Below are 22,168 nucleotides of genomic sequence, written 5' to 3'. Positions count from 1 at the left end.
GGCCGGGCCGGGGAGCGCTCCCCGGCCCGGCGTGTCAGAGCCCCAGCGCGCGCAGGCCGGCCGTGACGGCCGCGGCCGCGACGATCACGACGAGGAACGGCGCCTTCAGGACGAGGGCGAGGACGGCGGCGCCCAGACCGCCCATCCGTGCGGTGTCCCAGGCCAGGGACCGGCCCTCGCCGCGGAGCGCCTCCACCGCGATCAGCGCGGCCAGCAGGGCGAGGGGGACGGCGGTCGCGAACCGCCGCAGCCACGGGTTGTCGAGGAGCCGCCGCGGAGCGGCCAGACCCGCGTACTTGAGCAGGTAGCAGCCGGCGGCGGTGGCGACGAGCGCGATCCACAGGGTCATGGGCGGGCCTCCCTCGAGGCGGGTCCGGAGCCGGACGCGGGCTCCGCGGCCGTCGGGGCGGGCGGGTCGGCGGAGGGGCCCGCGAGCGCGATCAGCGCGGCCGAGGCGGCCAGCAGCACCGGTACCCCGGCGGGGAGCAGCGGGGTGGCGGCCAGGGCCAGCCCGGCTCCGGCGCCGGCGATCAGCCAGTTCCGGCCCCCGCCCTCGCGGAGACGGGGCCACAGCAGCGCGAGGAAGATCGCCGGGCCCACCGCGTCGAGGCCGAACGCGCCGATGTCGCTCACGCGCTCCGTCGCCAGCGCCCCCACCAGGGTGGTCACCACCCAGAAGGAGCCCAGCACCGCGTAGGTCGTGACGAACGCGGTGCGCGCCGACTCCCGGTCCGGCTGGGCCAGTGTGACCGCGGTGGTCTCGTCGATCACCCCGTGCGCGGCCAGGGCACGGCGCGCGCCCCGCCATCCGAGGACGTCGGCCAGCCGCAGTCCGTACAGCGTGTTGCGGGCGCCGAGGAGCAGCGCGCCCGCCGCCCCGGCGACCAGGCTTCCGCCGCCCGCGACCACCCCGACCAGGGCGAACTGCGAGGCTCCCGTGAACATGAACAGGCTCATGAACACGGACTGGGCGGGTGAGAGGCCCGCGGCCACCGCCGCGGTCCCGAACGCGAGACCGGCGGCGCCCACGGCCACGCCGATCCCCATGCTGTCGCGTACCGCCGCCGAGCGGAGGTACGGGCGGAGAGAGAAGGATTTCACGGCGCCCACGCTAGGGGGGCGGGCGCGCGCCGTCTTGAACGTTCTTGCCCGCGAGGAGCGCCCCCGCGGTCGCGGGCCGCGAAACCGGCATGCCCGTCGGGCCCCTGCTCCGACGGGCGCGCCCGCGGCGGCTTGCGGGCCGCGAGGGTCCGGGGCAGAGGTGGCGCGCGAGGCCGGGGAGGGGCACAGGGTCGACGGGAGGGGCGCGGGCACCGGCGTTCGGGCCCCGCCGGGGCGGCGGGCGGCCCGGGGCGCGGACGGAGGGACCGGGGCGAGGGGCCGGTCGGGTCCACCGCCCTCCGGAGCGCCGGAGGGCGGGCGGCGGAGCCGCAGGTCAGGGGGCGAGCAGGGCGCGCTGGTAGGCGCCGGGCGGCACGCCCAGGTGGCGCTTGAAGTGGCGCGTCAGGTGGGCCTGGTCGGCGAAACCGACCTCGGCCGCCACCTCGGCCGCCCGGCGGCCGGCGAGGAGGAGCTGCCTGGCCCGGTCCACCCGCACCTGGTTGAGGTAGGCGTGCGGGGGCAGCCCGTACGCGGCCCGGAAGGCGCGGGACAGGGAGAACGGCCCGATCCCCAGCTGGGCGGCGAGCTCGTCCAGGGTCGGCGGGTCGAGCAGGCGGGAGGAGAGGACCTCCCTGGCCCGCGCCACCTCGGGGCGCGCGGCGTGCGGGACGGGATCGGCGGCCCGTTCACGGCCGTGGGAGCGCAGCAGCATGCCCAGGCCCCGCCGGACGAGGGCCGAGGACGTCAGGCGGTCGCCGTGCTCGGCTGCCACGTGGGCGGAGGCCAGGACACGGGCGGCCTCGGGCGCGTGGATGCCCGACTCCGTGAACCCGGGGGTGCCGCGCATCCCCAGTTCGCGGGCGATGTCCACCATGACCTCGGGGGACGGGTAGAACACCCGGTACCCCCAGCCCTCGGGGACGCCGGCGTGGCCGGTGTGCACCTCCCCGGGGCCGACCACCGCCAGGCCGCCGGGGCCCACGCGCGCCTTGCCGCGTGAGTGGGAGTACTCCTCGATGCCGCCGGTGATCACCCCGATGGTGTAGGTGGGGTGGGTGTGCCGGGTGAACGTGGTGGTGACGAAGCGCGCGGTGAGGAGTTCGGTACCGGGCAGTCCGGAGAAGCGCCAGTAGCGCGCGCTCTCCGTGCCCGGGTCGTCCACGCCGGGATGTGTGGTGCTGGGCATGCCCATACCCACAGGTTAGGGGGCCTCCCGGCAGGGCGGGCCGGGCCCGGGGCTAACCTTCGGGGATGACTACGACCGAGATCCGACTGGCACGGGACGAGCGCGACCGTGCCGCCGTGTTCGTCATCCGGGGCGCCGTGTTCGTCTCCGAGCAGCAGGTTCCCGTCGAGGAGGAGTGGGACGAGCGCGACACCGCCGCCGTCCACCTCCTCGCGCTGGCCGACGGGGTCCCCGTCGGCACCGTCAGGCTGGTGGACCAGGGCGACGGCGCGGGCCTCCTGGGGAGGCTGGCCGTGCTGCCCAAGGGGCGGGGGAACGGAACCGGGGCCGCCCTGGTCAGGGCGGCGGAGGAGCGGGCGCGCGAACGCGGGTTCGTCCGGGTGGAGCTGCACGCGCAGACCCACGCGCTGGGCTTCTACGCGCGGCTCGGCTACACGGCCCACGGCGACGAGTTCCTGGACGCCGGGATCCCCCACCTGCACATGGTGCGCGACCTGGCCTGACGCCGCGAGGGTGCTCCCCGTCCCGGTGCGGTGTGACGGGGAGCGCACGGCCGGCGGGGGTGCGGCCGGAATACTACCGAGTAGGATTCGGTTCGACATCGGTGCCCCCTCCACCCGCGCACCCACCGACCCCACGAGGAACACATGACGGTCAACACGCAGCCGGCGACCGAGCGGCCGGACCCCCGGGCCTTCGGCCTCCCCGTTGTCGAGCAGGCCGAGATCCCCTCCGAGCTGCGCTCCCTGGTGGCGCGTGTCCACGACCTCATCGACGCCGTCGCCAACACCGAGGCCGACGGCGACACCCTCGCCGAGGCCGCGGCGACCGTGGAGGGCCTCACCGGCAGGCTCAACGTCGCCCGCAGACAGATCGGCACCATGGTCCTGCGCGAGCTGCCCGGCGGCGACACCGAGTACGGGACCATCACCAACGTGGTGTCCGGTGACACCAACCCCGCGGCCCCGCCGCTGTTCCTGGACGCGACCGAGGAGGGGGTGCGCGGCGAGGTCACCCTCAACACCGTCTACCAGGGCCCGCCCGGACTGGTCCACGGCGGCTGGATCGCCGCCATGCTGGACCAGGCCGTCGGCTCCGCGTCCTCGCTCGCGACCTCGCCCGGCCTCACCGCCAGGCTGGAGGTCGACTACCGCAGGCCCACGCCGCTCTTCACGCCCCTGGAGGTCGTCGCGCGGGTGACCGGCACCGAGCGGCGCAAGGTGTACGTCACCGGTGAGATCCGCGTCAACGGCGAGGTCACGGCCGAGGCGACCGCCCTCATGGTGCGCGTCGAGGTGCCCTGACCGGCGCGCGGGACACAGCTCCGAGGGCGGTCCGTACCCCGGTACGGGCCGCCCTCGTCCGTGCGCGGGACGGACACGGTAGGATGGCGCCCGTGACCCACCGCATGCACGTGTTTAGCAGGCCGACGAGCCCGTCGGCCGCTTCCACGTAGGCGGAACAGGGAACGTCGGCAGCAGAGCACCCGGGCGGGAGCCCCGGTGCTCTTTCGTTTTCCAGGCGGCCGACGCCCCCGCACGTGTCACACCCGTTCCCGCGGGACGTACGGCCGCACCGCATCCGCGTCCGTGGACGCATCCCGTCGGAGGCCACCGTGAACCACCCGTCCGCCACCCCAGAGCCCGCGCCCGCCGTCCCCCCGACCGCGCCGGAGGAGCAGATCGCCCTCCTGCGCGGGCGCATCGACCGCCTGGACGCCGAGCTGGCCGTGCTCCTCGAACGGCGGGCGCTGGTCGCCGCCCAGGTGCAGAGGCTCAAGCCGGTCGGGTACTTCGCCGGCCGCGACACGGGCCGTGAGCGGGCGCTGGTCGAACGGATGGCCCGCCACGCCCCGCGCCTGGGCCCCGACCGGATCGCCGAGATCATGGACAGCGTCATCAGCGCCGGGCTCTCCGCGGCCGAGGAGGAGGCGGGGGCCCGGAGGGCGGGTTCCCCCCGGGCGTGAGCGGGCGGGGCCGCCCGCCCCGGACGCCCGCGCCCGCGGCGGCGGCTCAGGGACGGAGCAGGTCCACCCAGACCAGGCGGTGGTCGGAGCTCGGGAACGGGTAGTCGCCGGTCAGGCGGAAGAGGCTGTCGTCCACGGTCGGCCAGAACACCCCCGACCCGCGGACCGGGACGATCCGGGAGGGCAGCACGTAGTCCACGCGCAGGTTCCCCGGCCCCGGCTCGTCCGTGAAGTCGGCGCTGTCGAGGCCGGGGTCGCCCGCGTGGCCCTCGTTGGCGCCGCCCTGGCGCTGGGCGGCGCCCCTGCCGCCCTGGCTGGCGGGGCGGGGGTCGGTGATCCCCGGGTGCTCCAGGAGGCGGGCGATCGCGCCGGGGTGGCCGTCCCCGTCGTCGGGGTCGGCGTTCAGGTCGCCCGCGATGACGAAGGGGGCGCCGACCGGCAGGCCGCCGCGCCGGCCCTCGTCGTCGTAGATGTAGGAGCCCGCGCGCGGGGTGACGTAGTCGGCCCAGAAGCGGATCTCGTCGTGGTTGCGCAGGACGTTGCGCCTCTCGGGCCCGTCGAAGGCCGGCGGCGTGGGGTGGCTGGCCAGGAGGTGGATCGGGCGCCCCCTCCCCGTGTCGACCGGGATGTCCCAGTGGCTCTTGGACGAGAGGCGGAGGACCTCCAGAGCCTCGTCGGAGTAGTAGGGCCCGCCGGTCGCCGGGTCGGTGGGCAGCAGCGCGTCCGGCATGTCCGCCCAGCGGAAGGTCTGGAAGGTGCGCACCCGCTCGGTGACGATCGGGTACATCGAGTACACGACCATCCCGTACTGTCCGGGGAAGGCGCCGTAGCCGAACGCGTCCTCGGCATAGCCGGGGGTCCCGGGCTCCGTCACCGCCCGGCCGTCCCCGTCGAGGTCCGCGCCCGAGGGCACGCCCGTGTTGACCGGGGCGGTGTACACGTACGGGTAGTCGATGGCCTCGGCGTCGTTCTGGCCGACGGAGAGGTAGTTGTCCTGGAACAGGCGGGCGCCCTCGCCCTCCTCGTCGTGGTCGAACTCGTTGACGAGGAGCACGTCGGGCCGCACGTGCTGGATGATCTCCGCGACGTTGCGGGCCTGCTCGCTGTCCGGGGTGGCGAGCTCGGCCGCGAGCGCACCCTGCTCGGGGCGCTCGAGGGCGGTGTTGAACGTCGCGAACCTGACCTGGTGCGGGCCGGGCGGTCCGGGGACGGACGGCGACTCCGCCGCGGTGGCGGGCGCCGCCACCAGGGCCGACGCCGCGAGGACGAGCGTGGCGGTGGAGGCCACGCGGCGTCGGGCCGGGCGGTTCGGGGGACCGGGCCGGGCGTCGCGGTTCACGGACGGGGGCATGGAGGCATCCTCTCACCGGGGGAGCGGGGGGCGGTGCCGCCACCCCGACCGCGGGAGGGTAACAGGCGGGGGTGAACCGGAGACGGACCCGGGCCGTCCACCGGGCGCGGGTGGCGCGGGTGGCGCGGGTGGCGCGGGTGGCGCGGGTGGCGCGGGTGGCGCGGGTGGCGCGGGTGGCGCGGGTCCTGGGCCCCGGTACCCGGAAAAGCCCTTGGCGACACGGTCGGCGGTTGGTTCCATGGGGCCATGGACCAGATCGAACCGAACCGCCCCTTCCGCTGGAACGTGGCCGGCGGCGACCGGCTGGGGTCCCTCGTCGGAGACGGGTCCGAGGAGTACGACCCCGGCTACGTCGCCGAACTCACCGACTGCGCGGCGAAGGTCGTCGCGCGCAGCGCCGACGGGGACCTGTTCTTCGTGGGCCGTTCGCCCGACAGCCTGTACGACCTGCTGGGCGGGGTCCTCGCGGGGACGGCCGACGCCGAGCGCCTGAACCGGCTGCCGCTGTCCCTCTACGGGTACGAGGGGCGCGGGACCACCCTGCGGGAGCGGCGGCAGCTGCGCGTCAACCTGGCCGACGCAGGGCTGTCCCCGGCGGGGCTGGCGGGCCGCAAACGCCCCGTGGTCCTCGTCGACCTGGTCGCCGCGGGCTCCACCTTCGGGAACCTCCACCGGGAGCTGCGGGACTGGATCGACGACGAGCGCGCCGCCTGGAACGTGATCCGGACGAAGGTCCGCTACCTGGGGGTCACCGCCAGGGGGAAGACGAGCCCGAAGACCTGGCGCTGGCAGCAGCACGCCGACTGGGTGGAGGAGCTTCCCGCCCGCGCGGTGCGCAACGTGTCCGTCTCCGGTTGGCTGTGGGGCTATCTGGGCAACACCCAGCCCAAGGCCGAGGACTCCTTCCGGCGCCACCGCTGGGCGGATCCGGGCGTGACCGTGCCCCGGCGGGACGAGGAGGCCCGCGCGGCCCTCGGCAGCGCGGTCGCCCTGCACAGGTACGGGCGCACCCCCGAGGCGAGGGAGCGCTTCCGCCGGGTCCTGGCGGGCGAGCCCGGCTTCCGGGAGCCCTGGCTGCGCGCCCTCGCCGGCCGCGTCCGCGCCGCCTGAGCGGCGGACGGTCCCGCCCCCGACGAATCCGCCCTCCCGTGCGGTTCCGCCCGGAGGCCCCGGTCGCCGAAGCGGGGCGGTCGCCCCGATCCGCCGGGGCCGGGTGGCCGGGCACGACGGGGCGCGGCGGGCCCCGCACCCCCGGAGCGGCACCGTGATCCGTGACACAGGGTCCCATCCGGCTCCGCGCCCGCTGGCAGGGAGCCCGGTTCGTCGTCCACAGTGGGACACGAGCGTCGTGGGAAAGTCGTAGGCTCGGGAGATACCACCCGACCTACGACCCTCATGGGGGCACCCGAACCATGGCCGACTCCTTCGCACATCTGCACGTCCACACCGAGTACTCCATGCTCGATGGGGCCGCGAAGCTGAAGCCCCTCTTCAAGGAGGCGGCGAGGCTGGGGATGCCGGCGGTCGCCATGACCGACCACGGCAACATGTTCGGCGCCTACGAGTTCTACCAGCAGTCCAAGGGCACCGGTGTCACGCCGATCATCGGCATCGAGGCGTACGTGGCGCCCGAGTCGCGGTTCCATAAAAAACGGGTGTTCTGGGGCCGGTCCAGCGGGTCGGACGACGTGTCCTCCGAGGGTGGCAAGGACATCTCCGGCGGCGGCCGCTACCTCCACATGACGATGCTGGCGCAGAACGAGACCGGGCTGCGCAACCTCTTCCGGATGTCCTCGCTGGCGTCCATGGAGGGCTACTACATGAAGCCCCGCATGGACCTGGAGCTCATGCAGGAGTACAACGAGGGCATCATCGTCTCCACGGGCTGTCCGTCGGGCGGCGTGCAGACGCGGCTGCGGCTGGGCCAGGAGAAGGAGGCCATCGAGTACGCGGCCGGGCTCCAGGACATCTTCGGCCGGGACAACGTCTTCCTGGAGCTGATGGACCACGGTGTGAGCATCGAGAAGGAGGTCCGCGACGGCCTCCTCAAGGTCGGCCGCGAGCTGAACATCCCGCCGCTGGTCACCAACGACTCCCACTACGTGTACGAGAACCAGGCGGCGGCGCACGACGCCCTGCTGGCGGTGGGCGTGGGCAAGAACCTGGACGACCCCACCCGGTTCCGGTTCAACGGCTCGGGCTACTACCTCAAGACCGCCGACGAGATGCGCGGCATCCTCGACTTCGACGAGTGGAAGCAGGGGTGCAAGAACACCCTGCTCATCGCCGAGCGCGTCGATCCCAACGCCTACGACGCCGTGTTCAAGCACCGGGACCTCATGCCGGTCTTCCCGGTGCCCGAGGGGGAGTCCCAGGCCTCCTGGCTGGCCAAGGAAGTCCAGCGGCTGCTTCCGACGCGCTACCCGGACGGGGCGGGCGAGGAGGTCCAGAAGCGGGTCGAGTTCGAGCTGGCGATCATCAACGAGATGGGCTTCCCGGCCTACTTCCTCGTGGTCGCCGACATCTGCCAGTACGCGCGCAAGAGCAAGATCGCCCTGGGCCCGGGGCGCGGCTCGGCGGCCGGGTCGATGATCGCCTACGTCCTCGGCATCACCGACCTCGACCCGCTCGAGCACGGCCTGCTGTTCGAGCGGTTCCTCAACCCCGAGCGCGTGTCCATGCCCGATGTCGACCTGGACTTCGACGAGCGTCGGCGCGGCGAGATGATCGAGTACGTCACGCGGCTGTACGGCGAGGAGCGCGTCGCCCAGATCCTCACCTTCGGCACCATCAAGGCCAAGGCCGCGGTGAAGGACTCCACCCGCATCCTGGGCATGCCCTACTCGGTGGGCGACCAGATCACGAAGGCGTTCCCGGCCGCGGTCGGCGGCAAGGAGATCCCGCTCGACGCGGTGTTCAACACCGAGCACGAGCGCTACTCGGAGACAACCGAGCTGCGCAGCCTCGTCGAGAACGACCCGCAGGTCAACAAGGTCATGGAGACCGCGCGGGGTATCGAGGGCCTGACACGCGGCACCGGCGTGCACGCGGCGGGCGTCATCCTGTCCAAGGAGCCCCTGCTCGACGTCATCCCGCTGCACAAGCGGGACAACGACGGTGCCATCATCACGGGCTTTCCCTATCCTCAGTGCGAGGACATGGGCCTGCTCAAGATGGACTTCCTGGGCCTGCGCAACCTGACGATCATGGACGACGCGGTCAAGAGCATCAAGGAGGCGGAGGGGGTCGACATCGACCTCATCAAGCTTCCGCTGGACGACAAGAAGACCTACCAGCTCCTCTCGCGCGGCGACACCCTGGGCGTGTTCCAGCTGGACGGCGGCGCGATGCGCAACCTGCTCAAGCGGATGCAGCCGAAGAAGTTCGGTGACATCGCGGCGGTCAACGCCCTGTACCGGCCCGGCCCGATGGCCGCGAACGCGCACAACGACTACGCCGACCGGTCGAACGGGCGCCAGGAGGTCACCGCGATCCACCCGGAGCTGAAGGACGCCCTGGAGCCGATCCTCCAGGAGACCTTCCACCTGATCGTGTATCAGGAGCAGATCATGGCCATCGCCCAGCAGCTGGCCGGCTACACGCTGGGCGGCGCCGACCTCATGCGCCGCGCGATGGGCAAGAAGAAGAAGGAGGCGCTGGAGGAGGAGGAGGCCAAGTTCTTCCCCGGTGCCATGGAGAGGGGCTTCTCCAGGGAGGCCGTTCAGGCCCTGTGGGACGTCATGCTCCCGTTCGCCGGGTACGCGTTCAACAAGTCGCACGCCGCCGGCTACGCGCTGGTCTCCTACTGGACCGCCTACCTCAAGGCCAACTACCCGGCCGCGTACATGGCCGCGCTGCTGACCTCGGTCAGCGACGACAAGGACAAGATGGCGGTCTACCTGGCGGAGTGCCGGGCGCAGGGCATCAAGGTGCTCCCCCCGGACGTCAACGAGTCGGGTCTGCGCTTCACACCGGTGGGCAAGGACATCCGCTTCGGCATGGGCGCGGTCCGCAACGTCGGCGCCAACGTGGTCAACTCCATCGTCAAGACCCGTACGGAGAAGGGCAAGTACACGTCCTTCACCGACTTCCTGGCCAAGATCGAGCTGGCGGCCTGCAACAAGAGGGTCATCGAGTCGCTGATCAAGGCGGGCGGGTTCGACTCGCTCGGTCAGCCGCGGCGTGAGCTGTACCGCCACCACGAGACCGCGGTCGACGGCATGATCAGCTCCAAGAAGCAGGAGGCGCACGGCCAGTTCGACCTGTTCGGCGGTGCGGAGGAGGGCGGCGACTCCACCCCCATCGGCCTCAACATCAACTGGGGGGACGAGGAGTGGGACCGCAAGACCAAGCTGGCGTTCGAGCGGGAGATGCTGGGCCTGTACGTGTCCAGCCACCCGCTGGCGGGGGCGGAGCGCGTCCTGGCGCGGTCGCGGGACACGTCCATCGCGCAGATCGTCGCCGGTGACCTGGGCCGCGAACGCGGTGAGGTGCGGATCTCCGGCCTGATCTCCAAGGTGGACAAGCGCACCAACAAGGCGGGCAACCAGTGGGCCATCGCCACGGTGGAGGACCTGGACGCCTCCATGGAGGTGCTGTTCTTCCCCAAGACCTACCCCCTGTACGTGGAGGCCCTGCTGGAGGACACGGCGGTCACGGTCAAGGGCCGCCTGAACGACCGGGACGGCACGTGGTCGATGTTCGCCTCGGAGATGTCGATCCTGGACATCTCGCACATCACCGAGGGCGAGCCGCCGGTGCTGCTGACCGTGGACGAGAAGCGCCTCACCCCGGACCTGGTCGTCGACCTGCGCCAGGTGCTGGCCAGCCACCAGGGGGCGACGCCGGTGCGGATCAGGGTGGACAACCCGGTCCGGTCGAGGATCTACGCCGTGGACCGCTACTCGGTGCGGATCTCCCCGGAGTTCAACGGCGAGGTGAAGAGCCTGCTGGGGGCGTACGCGGTCGACTACTGACCCCGAGCGACCAGGATCCCCGTGAGCCGCGCGGTGCGGCCCACGGGGATTCTTCTGTGTCCGGGACTTGCCGGAAGAGAGTTAACGATATATCTTTGAGCTATCAGAACAGAGTAGACAGTCTCTCTGTATCGATAGAAGGAGAACACCATGAGCGCCATGGCACTTCCCGGCCCCTGGTCCTGGAACGCACGCGGCGGACGCTCCGAGCGTGCGCGGCGTCCCTGGGACCGGCACCCGGCCGACGCGCACCGCGGCCCCCACCCGCACGAGTACGGACACGAGCACGGCGGCGACCGGGCGCAGTTCGGACCGCCGCCGCCCCCGCCGCCTCCCGGAGTCCCGCCGGGAGGCGGACCCTGGGGAGGGGCGGGAGCCCCCTTCGGGGGCCCGTTCGGCGGTTTCGGACACGGTCCCGGCGGCCACCGGGGCGGTCGCGGCGACGGGCGCCGGGCCCGGCGCGGCGACGTCCGCACCGGCATCCTGCTGCTCATCGCCGAGGAGCCGCGCAGCGGCTACGAGATCATCCGCGAGGGCCGCGACCGCAGCGGCGGCATGTGGCGGCCCAGCCCCGGGTCCGTCTACCCGATGCTCCAGCAGCTGGAGGACGAGGGCCTGGTCGCACAGGAGGAGGGGGAGGGGCGTCGCCGTCCCTACCGGCTCACCGAGGAGGGCATCGCCTACCTGGACGAGAACGGCGCCGGGCTCACCCCGCCCTGGGAGGCGGGTGCGGACGCCCACGCGGACAGCCGGTCCCGCTACGAGGAGATCGGCGGCCTGGCGTATCAGCTGGCGGCGGCCGCCGCCCAGGTCGCCCAGGCGGGCACCGACGACCAGCTGGACCGCGCCAAGCGGCTCCTGGCCGAGACACGGCGCAACCTCTACCTGATCCTGGCCGAGGAGGACACCGCCCCGGAGCCGGACCCCGAGGAGGACGCCGGCCTCTGAGCCGGGGACGCCGGGGGCCCGTGAACACGACCCTGGGTTTCCAGCGGTCGGCACGGGCCCTCTGCGGTCCGGCCCCGGTTCCGGTCCCGCCCTACTCGCCGGTCACCCCGTCGGCGAGTTCGCGCAGCAGGTCCAGGTGCCCGTTGTGGCGGGCGGTCTCCTCGATCATGTGCACCAGGACCCAGCGCAGGGTGGTGGGCTCCTCGTCCTTCCGGGCGGTGGCGGCCACCGCGTCCAGGTCGAGCCCCGCGGTGATCTCGCGCGAGCGCGCGCACTGCTCCTCGTACTCGTCGAGCAGAAGGGACAGGGGGAGCTCACTGCCGCGCCGCCACTCGGCGTCGGGGTCCTCGGGGGTCGCGTGCCCGTTCTCGGGCAGTCCCATCAGGAGCTTCTCGAACCAGGCGTGCTCCACCCAGCGCAGGTGCGAGACCACTGCGCCGACGCTCATCAGCGGCGACGTCGGAAGCGGGGTGGCGGAGGCGTGGCGGGGGGACAGGCCCACGCACTTGGCGTGCACCGTGGCGCGGTGCCACTCCAGCCACGTCGTGAGCATGGTGCGCTCGTCGGCCGCCATGGGCGGATCGACGCGGCCGGGGGCGGTCAGGGGAGCGTTCTCGTCGTTCATCCCCGTATTGTCCGGTCGGCGCCCCTCGCGCGCCAGCGCATTTCCGGAGGCGCCGTCCCCGGCGCGGGAGGTCGTGCACGGGGAGGGGTCCGGGGGCGCGCCCCGGCCCTGTCCCGGTCCTACTGCCCTGTCCCGGTCCTACTGCCCGGTCACGCCGTCGGCGAGTTCGCGCAGGACGTCCAGGTGCCCGTTGTGGCGGGCGGTCTCCTCGATCATGTGCAGGAGCACCCAGCGCAGGGTCGGCTGCGGCCGCGAACGGCGGGCCGACGCCCCCAGCTCCAGCCTCGCGGTGATCTCGCGCGAGCGCGCGCACTGGGCCGCGTAGTCGTCGAGCAGCCCCGTGAGCGGCAGTTCGGCGCCGACGCGGAACTCGGCGTCCGGGTCCTCCAGCGAGTACGGCGCCCGGTCGGCCTGGTTGAGCATCACCACCTCGAACCAGAACGCCTCCACCCACCGCAGATGGGACACGAGGCCGCCCGCGGTCATCAGCGGAGAGGTGGGGAGGGGAGCCGCCCCCGACAGCTCCGAGGCCAGACCGGCGCACTTGAGGTGGACCGTGGCGCGCTGCCTGTCCAGATAACTGGTGAGCATGGTGCGCTCGTCGGCCGCAAGGGGAGGATCGACACGCCGGGGCACGGGTGCGGCCAGAGGGCTGTTCTCGTCGCTCATGCCGGTATTCTCCGTTCCGGCTATGCCCTGTATCCACTGGTTTTCCGGGGTGGGACCGGGACGGGGTGAGGAGAGTTGGGGAGATGACGGAGCAGAACCGCGCGGACGGGGCGGCGCCGCTACGACAGCTGGCCGTGGGGGCGTGCGTCTTCGGGGCCCTGGTTCTGCTTGGCGCGCTGCTGGGCCTGGTGTGGTGGCAGTTCGCGCCCCGCGCGGAGGGCACCGCGCTGGGCGACGGGCAGGTCTTCACCGGCACCACCGAGGACGTGTTCGCCGGTGAGGGCTACTTCGTCGTCATGACCGCGCTCGCCGGCCTGGCCACCGGGTACGCGGCCTACATGGTCCAGTTCCCGCTGGCCCGGCGACGCCTCCAGGACCTGCGCCTGGCCGTCCTGGTCGCGGGTTTCCTGGGCGCGGTCGCGGGCGCCCTGCTTACCTGGCGCGTCGGGGTGGCCCTGGACGGCGGGGCCCACGCCGCCGTCGGGGCGGCGGAGTCCGGCGCGACGGTCGTGACCGGGCTCCACCTGGACGCGACCGCGTTCCTGGTGGCCTGGCCCTTCGTGTTCGTGCTCCAGTACGGTCTGCTCGACGCGGTCAGCATCGTGCGCCGCGACCTGCCCGGTGTCCCCGCGCCCGCGCCCGCGCCGCCCGAGGGGGCGGCGGAGGGGGGCGTCGGGCAGGAGGACGGGGACCGGGCGCCGCAGGACGGCGGCCGGCCCCCGGCGCCGCCCGCCCGCGGTGCGCCTGTCGCGGTCGAACACGACCCGTCCGGACCGGAGGGCACGGGGCGCTGACCCCCGGACGCGTGCGCCTCAGAGGGGCCGGACCGAGTCCTCGTACATGGCGTCGAGGAGGTGCCGGTACTTGGCCTCGATCGTCCTCCGCCTCATCTTGAGACTGGGGGTGATCTCGCCCTCCTCCACGGTCAGGTCGTGGGGGAGGACGGTGAACCTCTTGACCGTCTCGTGCCGGGGCAGACCCCTGTTCAGCTCGTCGACGGCCTCCTGGACCATCTGCCGCACCCGGGGTTCCGCGGTCAGTGCCGTGTAGTCGAGGTCGCCCAGTCCGTTCTCGGCCGCCCACACGCCGACGGCCTCGGGGTCCAGGGCCACCAGCGCGGTGCAGTAGGGGCGCCTGTCGCCGTGCACGACCAGGTTGCTCACGTAGGGGCACAGCGCCTTGAAGCGGCTCTCGATCCCCTGCGGCGCGACGTACTTGCCGCCGGACGTCTTGATGAGCTCCTTCTTGCGGTCGGTGATCCGCAGGTGTCCGCCCTCCAGGACGCCGATGTCGCCGGTGGCGAACCATCCGTCCGGGCCGAGCGCCTCCTCGGTGGCGCCGGACAGGTTGTGGTAGCCGCGCATCACGCACCCGCCGCGGATGAGGATCTCGCCGTCCTCGGCGAGCTTGACCTCCGTGCCGGGCATGGGCAGGCCCACGGTGCCGAACCGGACCGAACCCGGCCGGTTGAGGAACGTGCCCGCGCTGGTCTCGGTGAGGCCGTAGCCCTCCAGGATGAGGATTCCGGCCCCGTAGAAGAACCGGCCGATCTCGGGGGAGAGCGGGGCGCTGCCGGAGACGAAGAACTTGAGGCGCTCCCCGAAGCGCGCCCGCAGCCGGGAGAACACGAGCCGGTCCGCCACCCGGTGCTGGACGGCCAACAGGCCGGTGGGCGTCCGCCCCTCCTCCTTCTCGCGGGCGACCCGGTCCGCGACCCCCGCGGCCCACCGGAAGATCCGGTACTTGGCGGCGCCGCCCTCCGCGGCCTGCATGACGACCCGGTTGTACACCTTCTCGAAGATGCGCGGCGCGGCCGCCATGAAGGTGGGCTGCACGATCGCCAGGTTGTCCACGATCTTGTCCACCCGGCCGTCCACGGCGGTCCTGAAACCGATCCGCAACTGGCTGACCTGCATGAGCTTGCCGAAGACGTGGGAGAGGGGCAGCCACAGGTACTGGACGTCGTCGGGGGTGAGCATCTCCCAGCCCTGCCCGCGCAGCTCCTCGTCCAGGTCCTGGACCGCCTGGGCCTCGTACAGCCAGTTGGAGTGGTCCAGGCGCACGCCCTTGGGCCTTCCGGTGCTGCCGGAGGTGTAGATGAGGGTGGCCAGGTGGTCGGGCCGGACCGCCGCGACGAGTGCGTCGAACAGGCCGGGTCTCTCCTCCCGGAGCTCCGCGCCCAGGGCGGACAGCTCGTCCAGGGTGATGACCCAGTCGCCGTCCCCGTCGCCGTCGAAGACGACCACCTTGGACACGCCGGGGATCTGCGCCCGCTGGTCGACGAGCTTGGCGACCTGTGCGGCGTCCTCGGCGAAGACCACCATGCTGCCGGAGTCGGAGACGATGTAGGCGCAGTCGGGCGGGGTGCTGGAGGGGTAGACGGTGGTGGAGGCGCCGCCGGCGCAGAGGATGGCCAGGTCGGCGAGGATCCACTCCATCCGGGTGCCGGAGGCGATGGCGCACCGCGCCTGGGAGGTCACTCCCAGGGAGTGCAGGCCCAGCGCGAGGTCGCGCACGCGGTCGAGGGTCTGGGACCAGGTGAGGGTCTCCCACTTCTCGGGAGCGCCGCTCGGGTCGGGGACGGGATGGCTGAACGCCACGGCGTCACCGGACTCGGCGACGCGGTGGGTGAACATACCGGGAACGGAGGAGAAGGGGGATGTGTTGCCCATTTCACAAAGCTACCCCCGGGTAGGTAGCCCGGCAACAGCCCCTCCGCGGGCCTTCCCGGACGTCGGCCCCGGCGGGGAGGGAACGTGGCAGTCCGCTGCGATGCGTCGCCGCGCCCCGCTCCCGCGCCGGCCGCCGCCCGTGGCCGGACCGGTGTCAGCCGGCGCAGATCGGGGCGGTGACCGCCTCGGTGAGCGCGATCAGGTCGTTCGGGCGCAGCTCCATCTGCAGGCCGCGCCTCCCCGCCGAGACGTAGACGGAGGCCAGGTCCGTCACCGAGGAGTCGATCACCGTCCGCAGCCGCTTGCGCTGGCCCAGCGGGCTGATCCCGCCCCTGACGTAGCCGGTGATCTTCTCGGCCCTGTCGGGGTCGGCCATGGCGGCCTTCTTGCCGCCGACCGCGGCGGCGAGCGCCTTGAGGTCGAGCGAGGTGCTCACCGGGACGACCCCCACAGTGAACACCCCGTCCACCTCGGCGATCAGCGTCTTGAAGACGTGCTCGCGGGGCACCCCGAGCGCGTCGGCGGCGTCGGCGCCGTAGGAGCTCCCCTCCGAGCCGCCGTCCACCTCGTAGGGGTGCAGGGTGTAGGTGGTCTTGGTCCGCCCGGCGGCCACGGTCGCGGGTGTGGCTTTTCCGCTCATCGGAATTCCTGGTTCCTGTCTGCGCGCGAGCGCGCGGATGTGCGTCGACGGTCCGCGCGAAGCGTCCGGGCCGGTCCCGGGCGGGCCGCGCCGGCCGCACCTGTCCGTACAGCAGGCTAGACCCGGACCCGCGCGCCCCACGAGGGGACCTGCGGGGAGGGGCGGGCCTCCGGTGGCGGGGTGCGGATCGCCCCCCGACCCGGGTCAGTTGAAGGAGACGCCGTTGCTGAGGAAGGGGCCCGCGGGCAGGTTGGGGAGGGTGGGGGCCGCCACGATGCGGTTCTCCCGGCGCAGGAACCTGGCCGCCACCGCCAGCCGTGTCGCGGCGTCCTCCGCCTCCAGCATCCGCTGCTTCTCGGACTGGTCCAGCACGACCGACGCGGCCACGGAGTACGACAGGGCGATGGGGTCCTTGGGCAGTTCCGGCGCGGCGTCCGGCGACATCCCGATCGACGCCAACCGCTGGGAGTAGGTCCCGAACAGGTCCCGCACGTGCTCGGCGTGCTCGTCGGCGTCGGGACCCAGGGGCTCGGGCAGGAACGACACCGAGGCGGTCGAGTACACCTCGGGGGAGGAGGCGTCCACCTCGGCCAGGTCGGTGACCGCGAACCGGGCGCCCCCCTCGACCACCAGGTCGTAGCGCCCGTCGTCGTAGGTGCGCACGTTGCGCAGCAGGGCGGTGCAGCCGGTGGCGGCCACCCTGGGGAGCGAGGTCCCCGGACCGCCGATCGTCGGCACCCCGGTGTCGGCCCCGCCCGCGCCCTGGCCCGACTCGGCGGCCACCTCGTGTCCCAGCTCGATCCACACCACGCCGAACCGGCGCGGTCCCCGGTCGTGCCCGGTCACCTCGCTCTGGGCGAGGGCGGGGCCGAGCAGCTCCGAGACCAGGGCCCGGTACCGCCGCTCGAAGACGTGCAGGGGAACGGTCATACCGGGGAACAGGACGGTGTTCAACGGGAAGATCGGCAGTGCCACGGGCATGCCCCCAGTATGCCTCCCTCCCGGCGGGGCGACGGCGTCGCGCGGGTCGGCGCGTCCGGGCGCGCGTACGGTCCGGGGGAATGCCGGCTCAGCCTCGGCCGAACACCGGAACGCGTCCGGGCGCGCGTACGGCCCGGGGCCGGCGCCCGGCTCCCCCCTCGGGAACGGGCGTCCGGGCCCCGGGCCGCACGGGAAGCGGCCGCCCACCGGGCGGCCGCGTGGCCGGAGGGCCGCGCCGGTCAGGAGACCGCGGGGCCCGCGGTGCCGGGAGCGCCCTGGCTCCCGTTGTCCTCGCTGGGCATGTCGCGGGCCACGAAGGTCTCCACGTCGAACAGGTTGCCCTGGGCGCGGTCCACCACGTTGAGGAGCGTCGACATCTTGGCGACCTCCTCGGTCTGCTCCTGGATGAACCACTGGAGGAACTGCTCGCCCGTGTAGTCGTCCTCGTCGCGGGCGACCTTGGCCAGTCTCTGGAACTGGTCGGTCACCTCGCGCTCCTGGCGCAGGGCCAGGGCGACCAGGTCGCGGGGGGTGGAGAAATCGGTCTCGATCTCGTCCACGGAGGGGAGGGCGAACTGGATGTCGCTGTCGAGAAGGAACCGCACGATCATCATCGCGTGGTCCCTCTCCTCCAGGGACTGCTCGTAGAAGACCCGCGCCAGCTGGGGCAGGTCCTGGTCGTCGAACCAGGCGGCGATGGCGACGTACTGGTGCGAGGCCGTGAACTCGTGCCGTACCTGGTCGACCAGGAGGCGGTGGAACTTGGAAAGGCCGATATCGCTGCTCTTGTTCGAAGTCATGGCTCTACGATAACTCATCGATAAGAGTTTTACGAAACGCGCCAAAACGTGTCGCTCATTGTTAGGCAAGCCTTTCTGAAGTCAAATTAGGTTAGGTGTCCCAAAGTTAGGCGACACTTATTCGCGGTATTTGCGGTGGTTGTCGGCCCAGGTCGCCGCGATCGCGTACCCGCCGGTCGCGAAGGTGTGGTGTCCATCATCCGGACGCCGCAGCCCACCGAATGCGCGAGGCCCCCTAGACTGGGCCCGTGATCAGTCGAATCGACCTCCGAGGCACCCAAGGCGACCCGCGCGAAGCCCTTCCGCGCGCGGAACTGGACGTGGCGGCCGCCGCCGACCGCGTACGTCCCATCTGCGAGGACGTGCGCCATCGGGGGACCGAGGCGCTGATCGAGCTCACCGAGCGCTTCGACGGCGTCCGGCTCACCGACATCCGCGTGCCCGCCGAGGCGATCGAGGGGGCCCTGACCGGTCTCGACCCGGCCGTGCGCGCCGCGCTGGAGGAGTCGATCCGCCGCGTCCGCAAGGTCCACCGGGACCAGCGCCGCTCCGACCACACCACCCAGGTCGTCCCGGGCGGCACCGTCACCGAGAAGTGGATCCCGGTCGACCGCGTCGGCCTCTACGTGCCGGGCGGCCGGGCCGTCTACCCCTCCAGCGTCATCATGAACGTCGTCCCCGCCCAGGAGGCGGGGGTGCGCTCCCTGGCGGTCACCTCGCCGCCGCAGAGCGACTTCGGCGGGCTGCCGCACCCGACCATCCTCGCCGCGTGCGCCCTGCTGGGCGTGGACGAGGTCTACGCGGTCGGCGGCGCCCAGGCCATCGCCATGTTCGCCTACGGCGCCGAGGGGTGCCGGCGCGCCGACATGGTCACCGGTCCGGGCAACATCTGGGTGGCTGCGGCCAAGCGCCTGCTCAAGGGTGTCATCGGCATCGACGCCGAGGCGGGTCCCACCGAGATCGCGATCCTGGCGGACTCCACCGCCAACGCCGACTACGTCGCGGCCGACCTCGTCAGCCAGGCCGAGCACGACGTCGTCGCGGCCTCGGTCCTGGTCACCCCGGACGAGGCGCTCGCCGACGCCGTCACCGGGCACCTGGAGCGGCGCGTCGCCGCCACCAAGCACAGCGGCCGGGTCCGCGAGGCCCTGTCCGGTCCGCAGTCCGGCATCGTCCTGGTGGACGACCTCGAACACGGGCTCGCGGTCGTGGACGCCTACGCCGCCGAGCACCTGGAGATCATGACCGTGGACGCCCCCGCGCGGGCCGCACGCGTGCGCAACGCGGGGGCGGTCTTCGTCGGCGACTTCTCCCCGGTCTCCCTCGGCGACTACGCGGCCGGGTCCAACCACGTGCTGCCCACCGGTGGCTGCGCCTGCCACTCCGGCGGCCTGAGCGTGCAGACCTTCCTGCGCGGGGTGCACATCGTGGACTACGACCGCGACGCGCTGGCCGACGTCGCCCACCACGTCATCACCCTGGCCGACGCCGAGGACCTGCCCGCGCACGGCGAGGCCGTCGCCGCGCGCACGAACCCGGTGACGGCCTGAGCCCTGCGGCCGACCGCCCGGCAGGAGGGGACAGGGGGACCTCGCGGCCGCACAGGCCGCGGGAGCCCCGCACACCCGCCCGCCCACAACCGACCATGAGCGTGGAACCCGTGAGCTTCACACTGAACGACCTGCCACTCCGCGACGACCTGCGGGGGCGCTCGCCCTACGGGGCGCCCCAACTGGACGTGCCGGTGGTCCTCAACACCAACGAGAACCCGCACGCGCCCTCGCCCCGCCTCGCCAGGGCCCTGGCCGACGCCGTCGCCGCCACCGCGCTGGGCCTCAACCGCTACCCCGACCGGGACGCGGTCCGCCTGCGCGAGGGCCTGGCCTCCTACCTCGGCCACGGTCTGACCGGCGCGCACGTGTGGGCGGCCAACGGGTCCAACGAGGTCCTCCAGCAGATCCTCCAGGCCTTCGGAGGGCCGGGCCGGACCGCCATGGGCTTCGAGCCGTCCTACTCGATGCACCCGATCATCTCCCGGGGCACGGGGACGGGATGGGTGTCCGTGCCGCGCGACGCCGACTTCCGGATCGACACCGACACGGCCCTGGCCGCGATCGCCGAGCACCGACCCAGCGTGGTCTTCCTCACCTCGCCCAACAACCCCACCGGCACCGCCCTGGACATCGCCGACATCGCGCGCGTCGCCGAAGCGGCCCCCGGGGTCGTGGTCGTGGACGAGGCCTACGCCGAGTTCCGCCGCACGGGCACGCCCAGCGCGCTCACCCTGCTGGCCGACCACCCCAGGCTGATCGTCTCGCGCACGATGTCCAAGGCGTTCGCCCTGGCCGGTGCCCGCGTCGGCTACCTGGCCGCGCACCCGGCCGTGGTCGACGCCCTCCAGCTGGTCCGCCTGCCCTACCACCTGTCCGCCGTCACCCAGACGGTCGCGCTCACCGCGCTCGACCACTCCGACGAACTCCTCGGCGCCGTCGACGACCTGCGCGCCGAACGCGACGCCGCCGTCGCCTGGCTGCGCGAGCACGGCTTCGCCGTGGCCGACTCCGACGCGAACTTCGTCCTGTTCGGTGAGTTCGAGGACCGCACCGAGGTGTGGCAGGCGATGCTCGACCAGCAGGTCCTCATCCGCGAGGTCGGTCCGCCGGGCTGGCTGCGCGTCACCGTCGGCACCCCGGAGGAGATGGCCGCCTTCCGGGCAGCGCTCCTCCGCGCGACCGGCCGCTGACCGCGCCTCCGGGACCCGCCGGCCGCCGGCCCCGCCCCACCGCACCCGCCAGAACCACCGGGAGAGTCACCATGAGCCGTATCGGGCGCGTCGAACGCGCAACCAAGGAAACCAAGGTCCTGGTCGAGATCGACCTGGACGGCACCGGCGTCGCCGACGTCTCCACCGGCGTCGGTTTCTTCGACCACATGCTCGACCAGCTCGCCAAGCACGGCCTGTTCGACCTGACCGTGCGCACCGAGGGCGACCTGCACATCGACTCGCACCACACCATGGAGGACACCGCCCTGGCCCTGGGCGCGGCCTTCCGGGAGGCGCTCGGCGACAAGGCCGGCATCCGCCGCTTCGCCGACGCCAAGGTGCCCCTCGACGAGGCACTGGCCGAGGTGACCGTCGACGTCTCCGGCCGCCCCTACCTGGTCCACAGCGAACCCGAGGGCATGGCGCCGATCATCGGCCGCGACTACGACACCACCATGACCCGCCACATCCTGGAGTCCTTCGTCGCCCAGGCGCGGGTCGCCCTGCACGTGCGCGTCCCCTACGGGCGCAACGCCCACCACATCGTGGAGTGCCAGTTCAAGGCACTGGCGCGCGCCCTGCGCTCCGCCACGGAGAAGGACCCGCGCGTCAGCGGCATCCCCTCCACCAAGGGCGCCCTGTAGATGGACACCGACCTGTGGGGGATCGCCCTCGTCGTGCTGGGCGGTTTCCTGGCTGGGGGCGCCTACGCGATGTGGAAGGTCAACAGGCTCATCGCCGTGGTCCTGGCCGGCTGCACCGTGCTCGCCGTCGCCTCCGGCGCTCTCCGACTGGGCTACCTGTAGAGGAAGGGCAGTTCCCATGCCGTCACGAGTGGTCGTCTTCGACTACGGCTCCGGCAACCTGCGCTCGGCGCAGCGCGCCATGGAGCGCACCGGCGCCGACGTCACCGTCACCTCCGACCCGCACGCCGCACTGGAGGCGGACGGCCTCGTCGTCCCGGGCGTCGGCGCGTTCAGCGCCTGCATGTCCAGCCTCAGAGCGGCCGGCGGCGACCGGATCATCGGTCGGCGCGTGGCCGGGGGCCGCCCCGTCCTGGGCATCTGCGTGGGGATGCAGGTCCTCTTCGACCGGGGCGTGGAGCGGGCCGATCCGAGGGCCGGGGACCAGGTGACCGAGGGCTGCGGCGAGTGGCCCGGGACCGTGGACCGCCTGCGCGCGCCGATCGTGCCGCACATGGGCTGGAACACCGTCCGGCCCCCCGCGGACACGCGGCTCTTCGCCGGGATCGGCCCGCAGGAGCGCTTCTACTTCGTGCACTCCTACGCGGTGCGCGAGTGGGAGTTCTCCACGCACAACGAGCGCATCCGCGAGCCCGGGGTCACTTGGGCCGAGCACGGCGAGCCGTTCGTGGCCGCCGTCGAGAACGGGCCGCTGTGCGCCACCCAGTTCCACCCGGAGAAGTCCGGCGACGCGGGCGCCCGCCTGCTCGCCAACTGGGTCGCCACCCTCTGACCGACGTTTTCCC

The 22,168-nt window shown here is 72.8% G+C and carries 22 protein-coding genes; 12 read left to right on the top strand and 10 right to left on the bottom strand.

What is annotated here, in order from left to right; genetic code table 11:
• Positions 1-34: 34 nt before the first annotated feature.
• The 3 genes from ABZ234_RS23440 to ABZ234_RS23430 all read right to left on the bottom strand — a co-directional run bounded on the left by ABZ234_RS23440 (position 35) and on the right by ABZ234_RS23430 (position 2,287).
• Complete coding sequence (locus ABZ234_RS23440; protein ID WP_355013455.1) at positions 35-349, bottom strand: AzlD domain-containing protein; 315 nt, start codon at positions 347-349, stop codon at positions 35-37.
• A complete protein-coding gene (locus tag ABZ234_RS23435) occupies positions 346-1,047 on the bottom strand; it encodes an AzlC family ABC transporter permease (RefSeq protein ID WP_355013460.1) in 702 nt (233 codons plus the stop codon). Before ABZ234_RS23435 ends, ABZ234_RS23440 begins: the two co-directional genes overlap by 4 nt.
• Before the next feature lie 388 nt (positions 1,048-1,435).
• Entirely contained in the window at positions 1,436-2,287 is an 852-nt protein-coding gene (locus ABZ234_RS23430) for an AraC family transcriptional regulator (RefSeq protein ID WP_344180802.1), read from the bottom strand.
• A gap of 65 nt (positions 2,288-2,352) precedes the next feature.
• Between ABZ234_RS23430 and ABZ234_RS23425 the strand changes: the two genes are divergently transcribed.
• The 3 genes from ABZ234_RS23425 (at position 2,353) to ABZ234_RS23415 (ending at position 4,253) form a co-directional block, all read left to right on the top strand.
• Positions 2,353-2,790 (top strand): GNAT family N-acetyltransferase, encoded by a 438-nt coding sequence (locus ABZ234_RS23425; protein WP_355013454.1) that lies wholly within the window; start codon positions 2,353-2,355, stop codon positions 2,788-2,790.
• Positions 2,791-2,934: 144 nt separating this feature from the next.
• Positions 2,935-3,591: a PaaI family thioesterase gene (locus tag ABZ234_RS23420; protein ID WP_344180806.1), complete on the top strand. Its 657-nt coding sequence runs from the start codon at positions 2,935-2,937 to the stop codon at positions 3,589-3,591.
• Between the two features lie 311 nt (positions 3,592-3,902).
• Positions 3,903-4,253, top strand: coding sequence for a chorismate mutase (locus ABZ234_RS23415; protein WP_355013453.1), 351 nt, complete (start codon positions 3,903-3,905; stop codon positions 4,251-4,253).
• A 46-nt stretch (positions 4,254-4,299) separates the two neighbouring features.
• Here the strand turns inward: ABZ234_RS23415 and ABZ234_RS23410 are convergent, their stop codons facing one another.
• Complete coding sequence (locus ABZ234_RS23410; RefSeq protein WP_355013452.1) at positions 4,300-5,604, bottom strand: endonuclease/exonuclease/phosphatase family protein; 1,305 nt, start codon at positions 5,602-5,604, stop codon at positions 4,300-4,302.
• 246 nt (positions 5,605-5,850) lie between these two features.
• Here ABZ234_RS23410 and ABZ234_RS23405 point away from each other — a divergent pair, with 246 nt between their 5' ends.
• The 3 genes from ABZ234_RS23405 to ABZ234_RS23395 all read left to right on the top strand — a co-directional run bounded on the left by ABZ234_RS23405 (position 5,851) and on the right by ABZ234_RS23395 (position 11,528).
• Positions 5,851-6,714, top strand: a complete 864-nt coding sequence (locus tag ABZ234_RS23405; protein WP_355013451.1) for a hypothetical protein — start codon at positions 5,851-5,853, stop codon at positions 6,712-6,714.
• A 302-nt stretch (positions 6,715-7,016) separates the two neighbouring features.
• Complete coding sequence (dnaE, locus tag ABZ234_RS23400) at positions 7,017-10,580, top strand: DNA polymerase III subunit alpha (RefSeq protein ID WP_352982953.1); 3,564 nt, start codon at positions 7,017-7,019, stop codon at positions 10,578-10,580.
• Between the two features lie 150 nt (positions 10,581-10,730).
• Positions 10,731-11,528, top strand: a complete 798-nt coding sequence (locus ABZ234_RS23395) for a PadR family transcriptional regulator (RefSeq protein WP_355013450.1) — start codon at positions 10,731-10,733, stop codon at positions 11,526-11,528.
• A 91-nt stretch (positions 11,529-11,619) separates the two neighbouring features.
• Here ABZ234_RS23395 and ABZ234_RS23390 read toward each other — a convergent pair whose 3' ends face one another.
• Together ABZ234_RS23390 and ABZ234_RS23385 are read right to left on the bottom strand one after the other, a co-directional pair.
• Positions 11,620-12,153 carry a DinB family protein gene (locus tag ABZ234_RS23390; protein WP_355013449.1) on the bottom strand — a complete coding sequence of 178 codons (534 nt, stop codon included), beginning with the start codon at positions 12,151-12,153 and terminating at the stop codon, positions 11,620-11,622.
• A 138-nt stretch (positions 12,154-12,291) separates the two neighbouring features.
• Positions 12,292-12,822, bottom strand: coding sequence for a DinB family protein (locus ABZ234_RS23385; protein ID WP_355013448.1), 531 nt, complete (start codon positions 12,820-12,822; stop codon positions 12,292-12,294).
• An 83-nt stretch (positions 12,823-12,905) separates the two neighbouring features.
• Between ABZ234_RS23385 and ABZ234_RS23380 the strand changes: the two genes are divergently transcribed.
• Complete coding sequence (locus ABZ234_RS23380; protein WP_355013447.1) at positions 12,906-13,616, top strand: hypothetical protein; 711 nt, start codon at positions 12,906-12,908, stop codon at positions 13,614-13,616.
• Positions 13,617-13,634: 18 nt separating this feature from the next.
• Here the strand turns inward: ABZ234_RS23380 and ABZ234_RS23375 are convergent, their stop codons facing one another.
• The 4 genes from ABZ234_RS23375 to ABZ234_RS23360 form a co-directional block, all read right to left on the bottom strand.
• Positions 13,635-15,494, bottom strand: a complete 1,860-nt coding sequence (locus ABZ234_RS23375) for a long-chain fatty acid--CoA ligase (RefSeq protein WP_355013446.1) — start codon at positions 15,492-15,494, stop codon at positions 13,635-13,637.
• A gap of 154 nt (positions 15,495-15,648) precedes the next feature.
• Positions 15,649-16,134 (bottom strand): Cys-tRNA(Pro) deacylase, encoded by a 486-nt coding sequence (gene ybaK, locus ABZ234_RS23370; protein ID WP_355013445.1) that lies wholly within the window; start codon positions 16,132-16,134, stop codon positions 15,649-15,651.
• Between the two features lie 204 nt (positions 16,135-16,338).
• On the bottom strand, positions 16,339-17,115 hold the full coding sequence (locus ABZ234_RS23365) for an LON peptidase substrate-binding domain-containing protein (RefSeq protein ID WP_352982958.1): 777 nt from the start codon (positions 17,113-17,115) through the stop codon (positions 16,339-16,341).
• Between the two features lie 239 nt (positions 17,116-17,354).
• A complete protein-coding gene (locus tag ABZ234_RS23360; protein ID WP_267945785.1) occupies positions 17,355-17,915 on the bottom strand; it encodes a ferritin in 561 nt (186 codons plus the stop codon).
• A gap of 248 nt (positions 17,916-18,163) precedes the next feature.
• Between ABZ234_RS23360 and hisD the strand changes: the two genes are divergently transcribed.
• The 5 genes from hisD to hisH all read left to right on the top strand — a co-directional run bounded on the left by hisD (position 18,164) and on the right by hisH (position 22,155).
• Positions 18,164-19,465: a histidinol dehydrogenase gene (hisD, locus tag ABZ234_RS23355; RefSeq protein WP_267945784.1), complete on the top strand. Its 1,302-nt coding sequence runs from the start codon at positions 18,164-18,166 to the stop codon at positions 19,463-19,465.
• A gap of 95 nt (positions 19,466-19,560) precedes the next feature.
• A complete protein-coding gene (locus tag ABZ234_RS23350; RefSeq protein WP_267945783.1) occupies positions 19,561-20,658 on the top strand; it encodes a histidinol-phosphate transaminase in 1,098 nt (365 codons plus the stop codon).
• Between the two features lie 71 nt (positions 20,659-20,729).
• Positions 20,730-21,323, top strand: a complete 594-nt coding sequence (gene hisB, locus ABZ234_RS23345; protein WP_267945782.1) for an imidazoleglycerol-phosphate dehydratase HisB — start codon at positions 20,730-20,732, stop codon at positions 21,321-21,323.
• Positions 21,324-21,485, top strand: coding sequence for a hypothetical protein (locus tag ABZ234_RS23340; RefSeq protein WP_355013444.1), 162 nt, complete (start codon positions 21,324-21,326; stop codon positions 21,483-21,485).
• 16 nt (positions 21,486-21,501) lie between these two features.
• The gene (hisH, locus tag ABZ234_RS23335) at positions 21,502-22,155 is read left to right on the top strand and encodes an imidazole glycerol phosphate synthase subunit HisH (RefSeq protein ID WP_352982961.1); all 654 of its coding nucleotides are present in this window, start codon (positions 21,502-21,504) and stop codon (positions 22,153-22,155) included.
• Positions 22,156-22,168: the final 13 nt, after the last annotated feature.

Source organism: Nocardiopsis sp. NPDC006198, assembly GCF_040613895.1.
Taxonomy (GTDB): domain Bacteria; phylum Actinomycetota; class Actinomycetes; order Streptosporangiales; family Streptosporangiaceae; genus Nocardiopsis; species Nocardiopsis tropica.
Note: the sequence above shows the minus strand (reverse complement) of the source record. Positions and strands in the feature narration are given on the sequence as shown.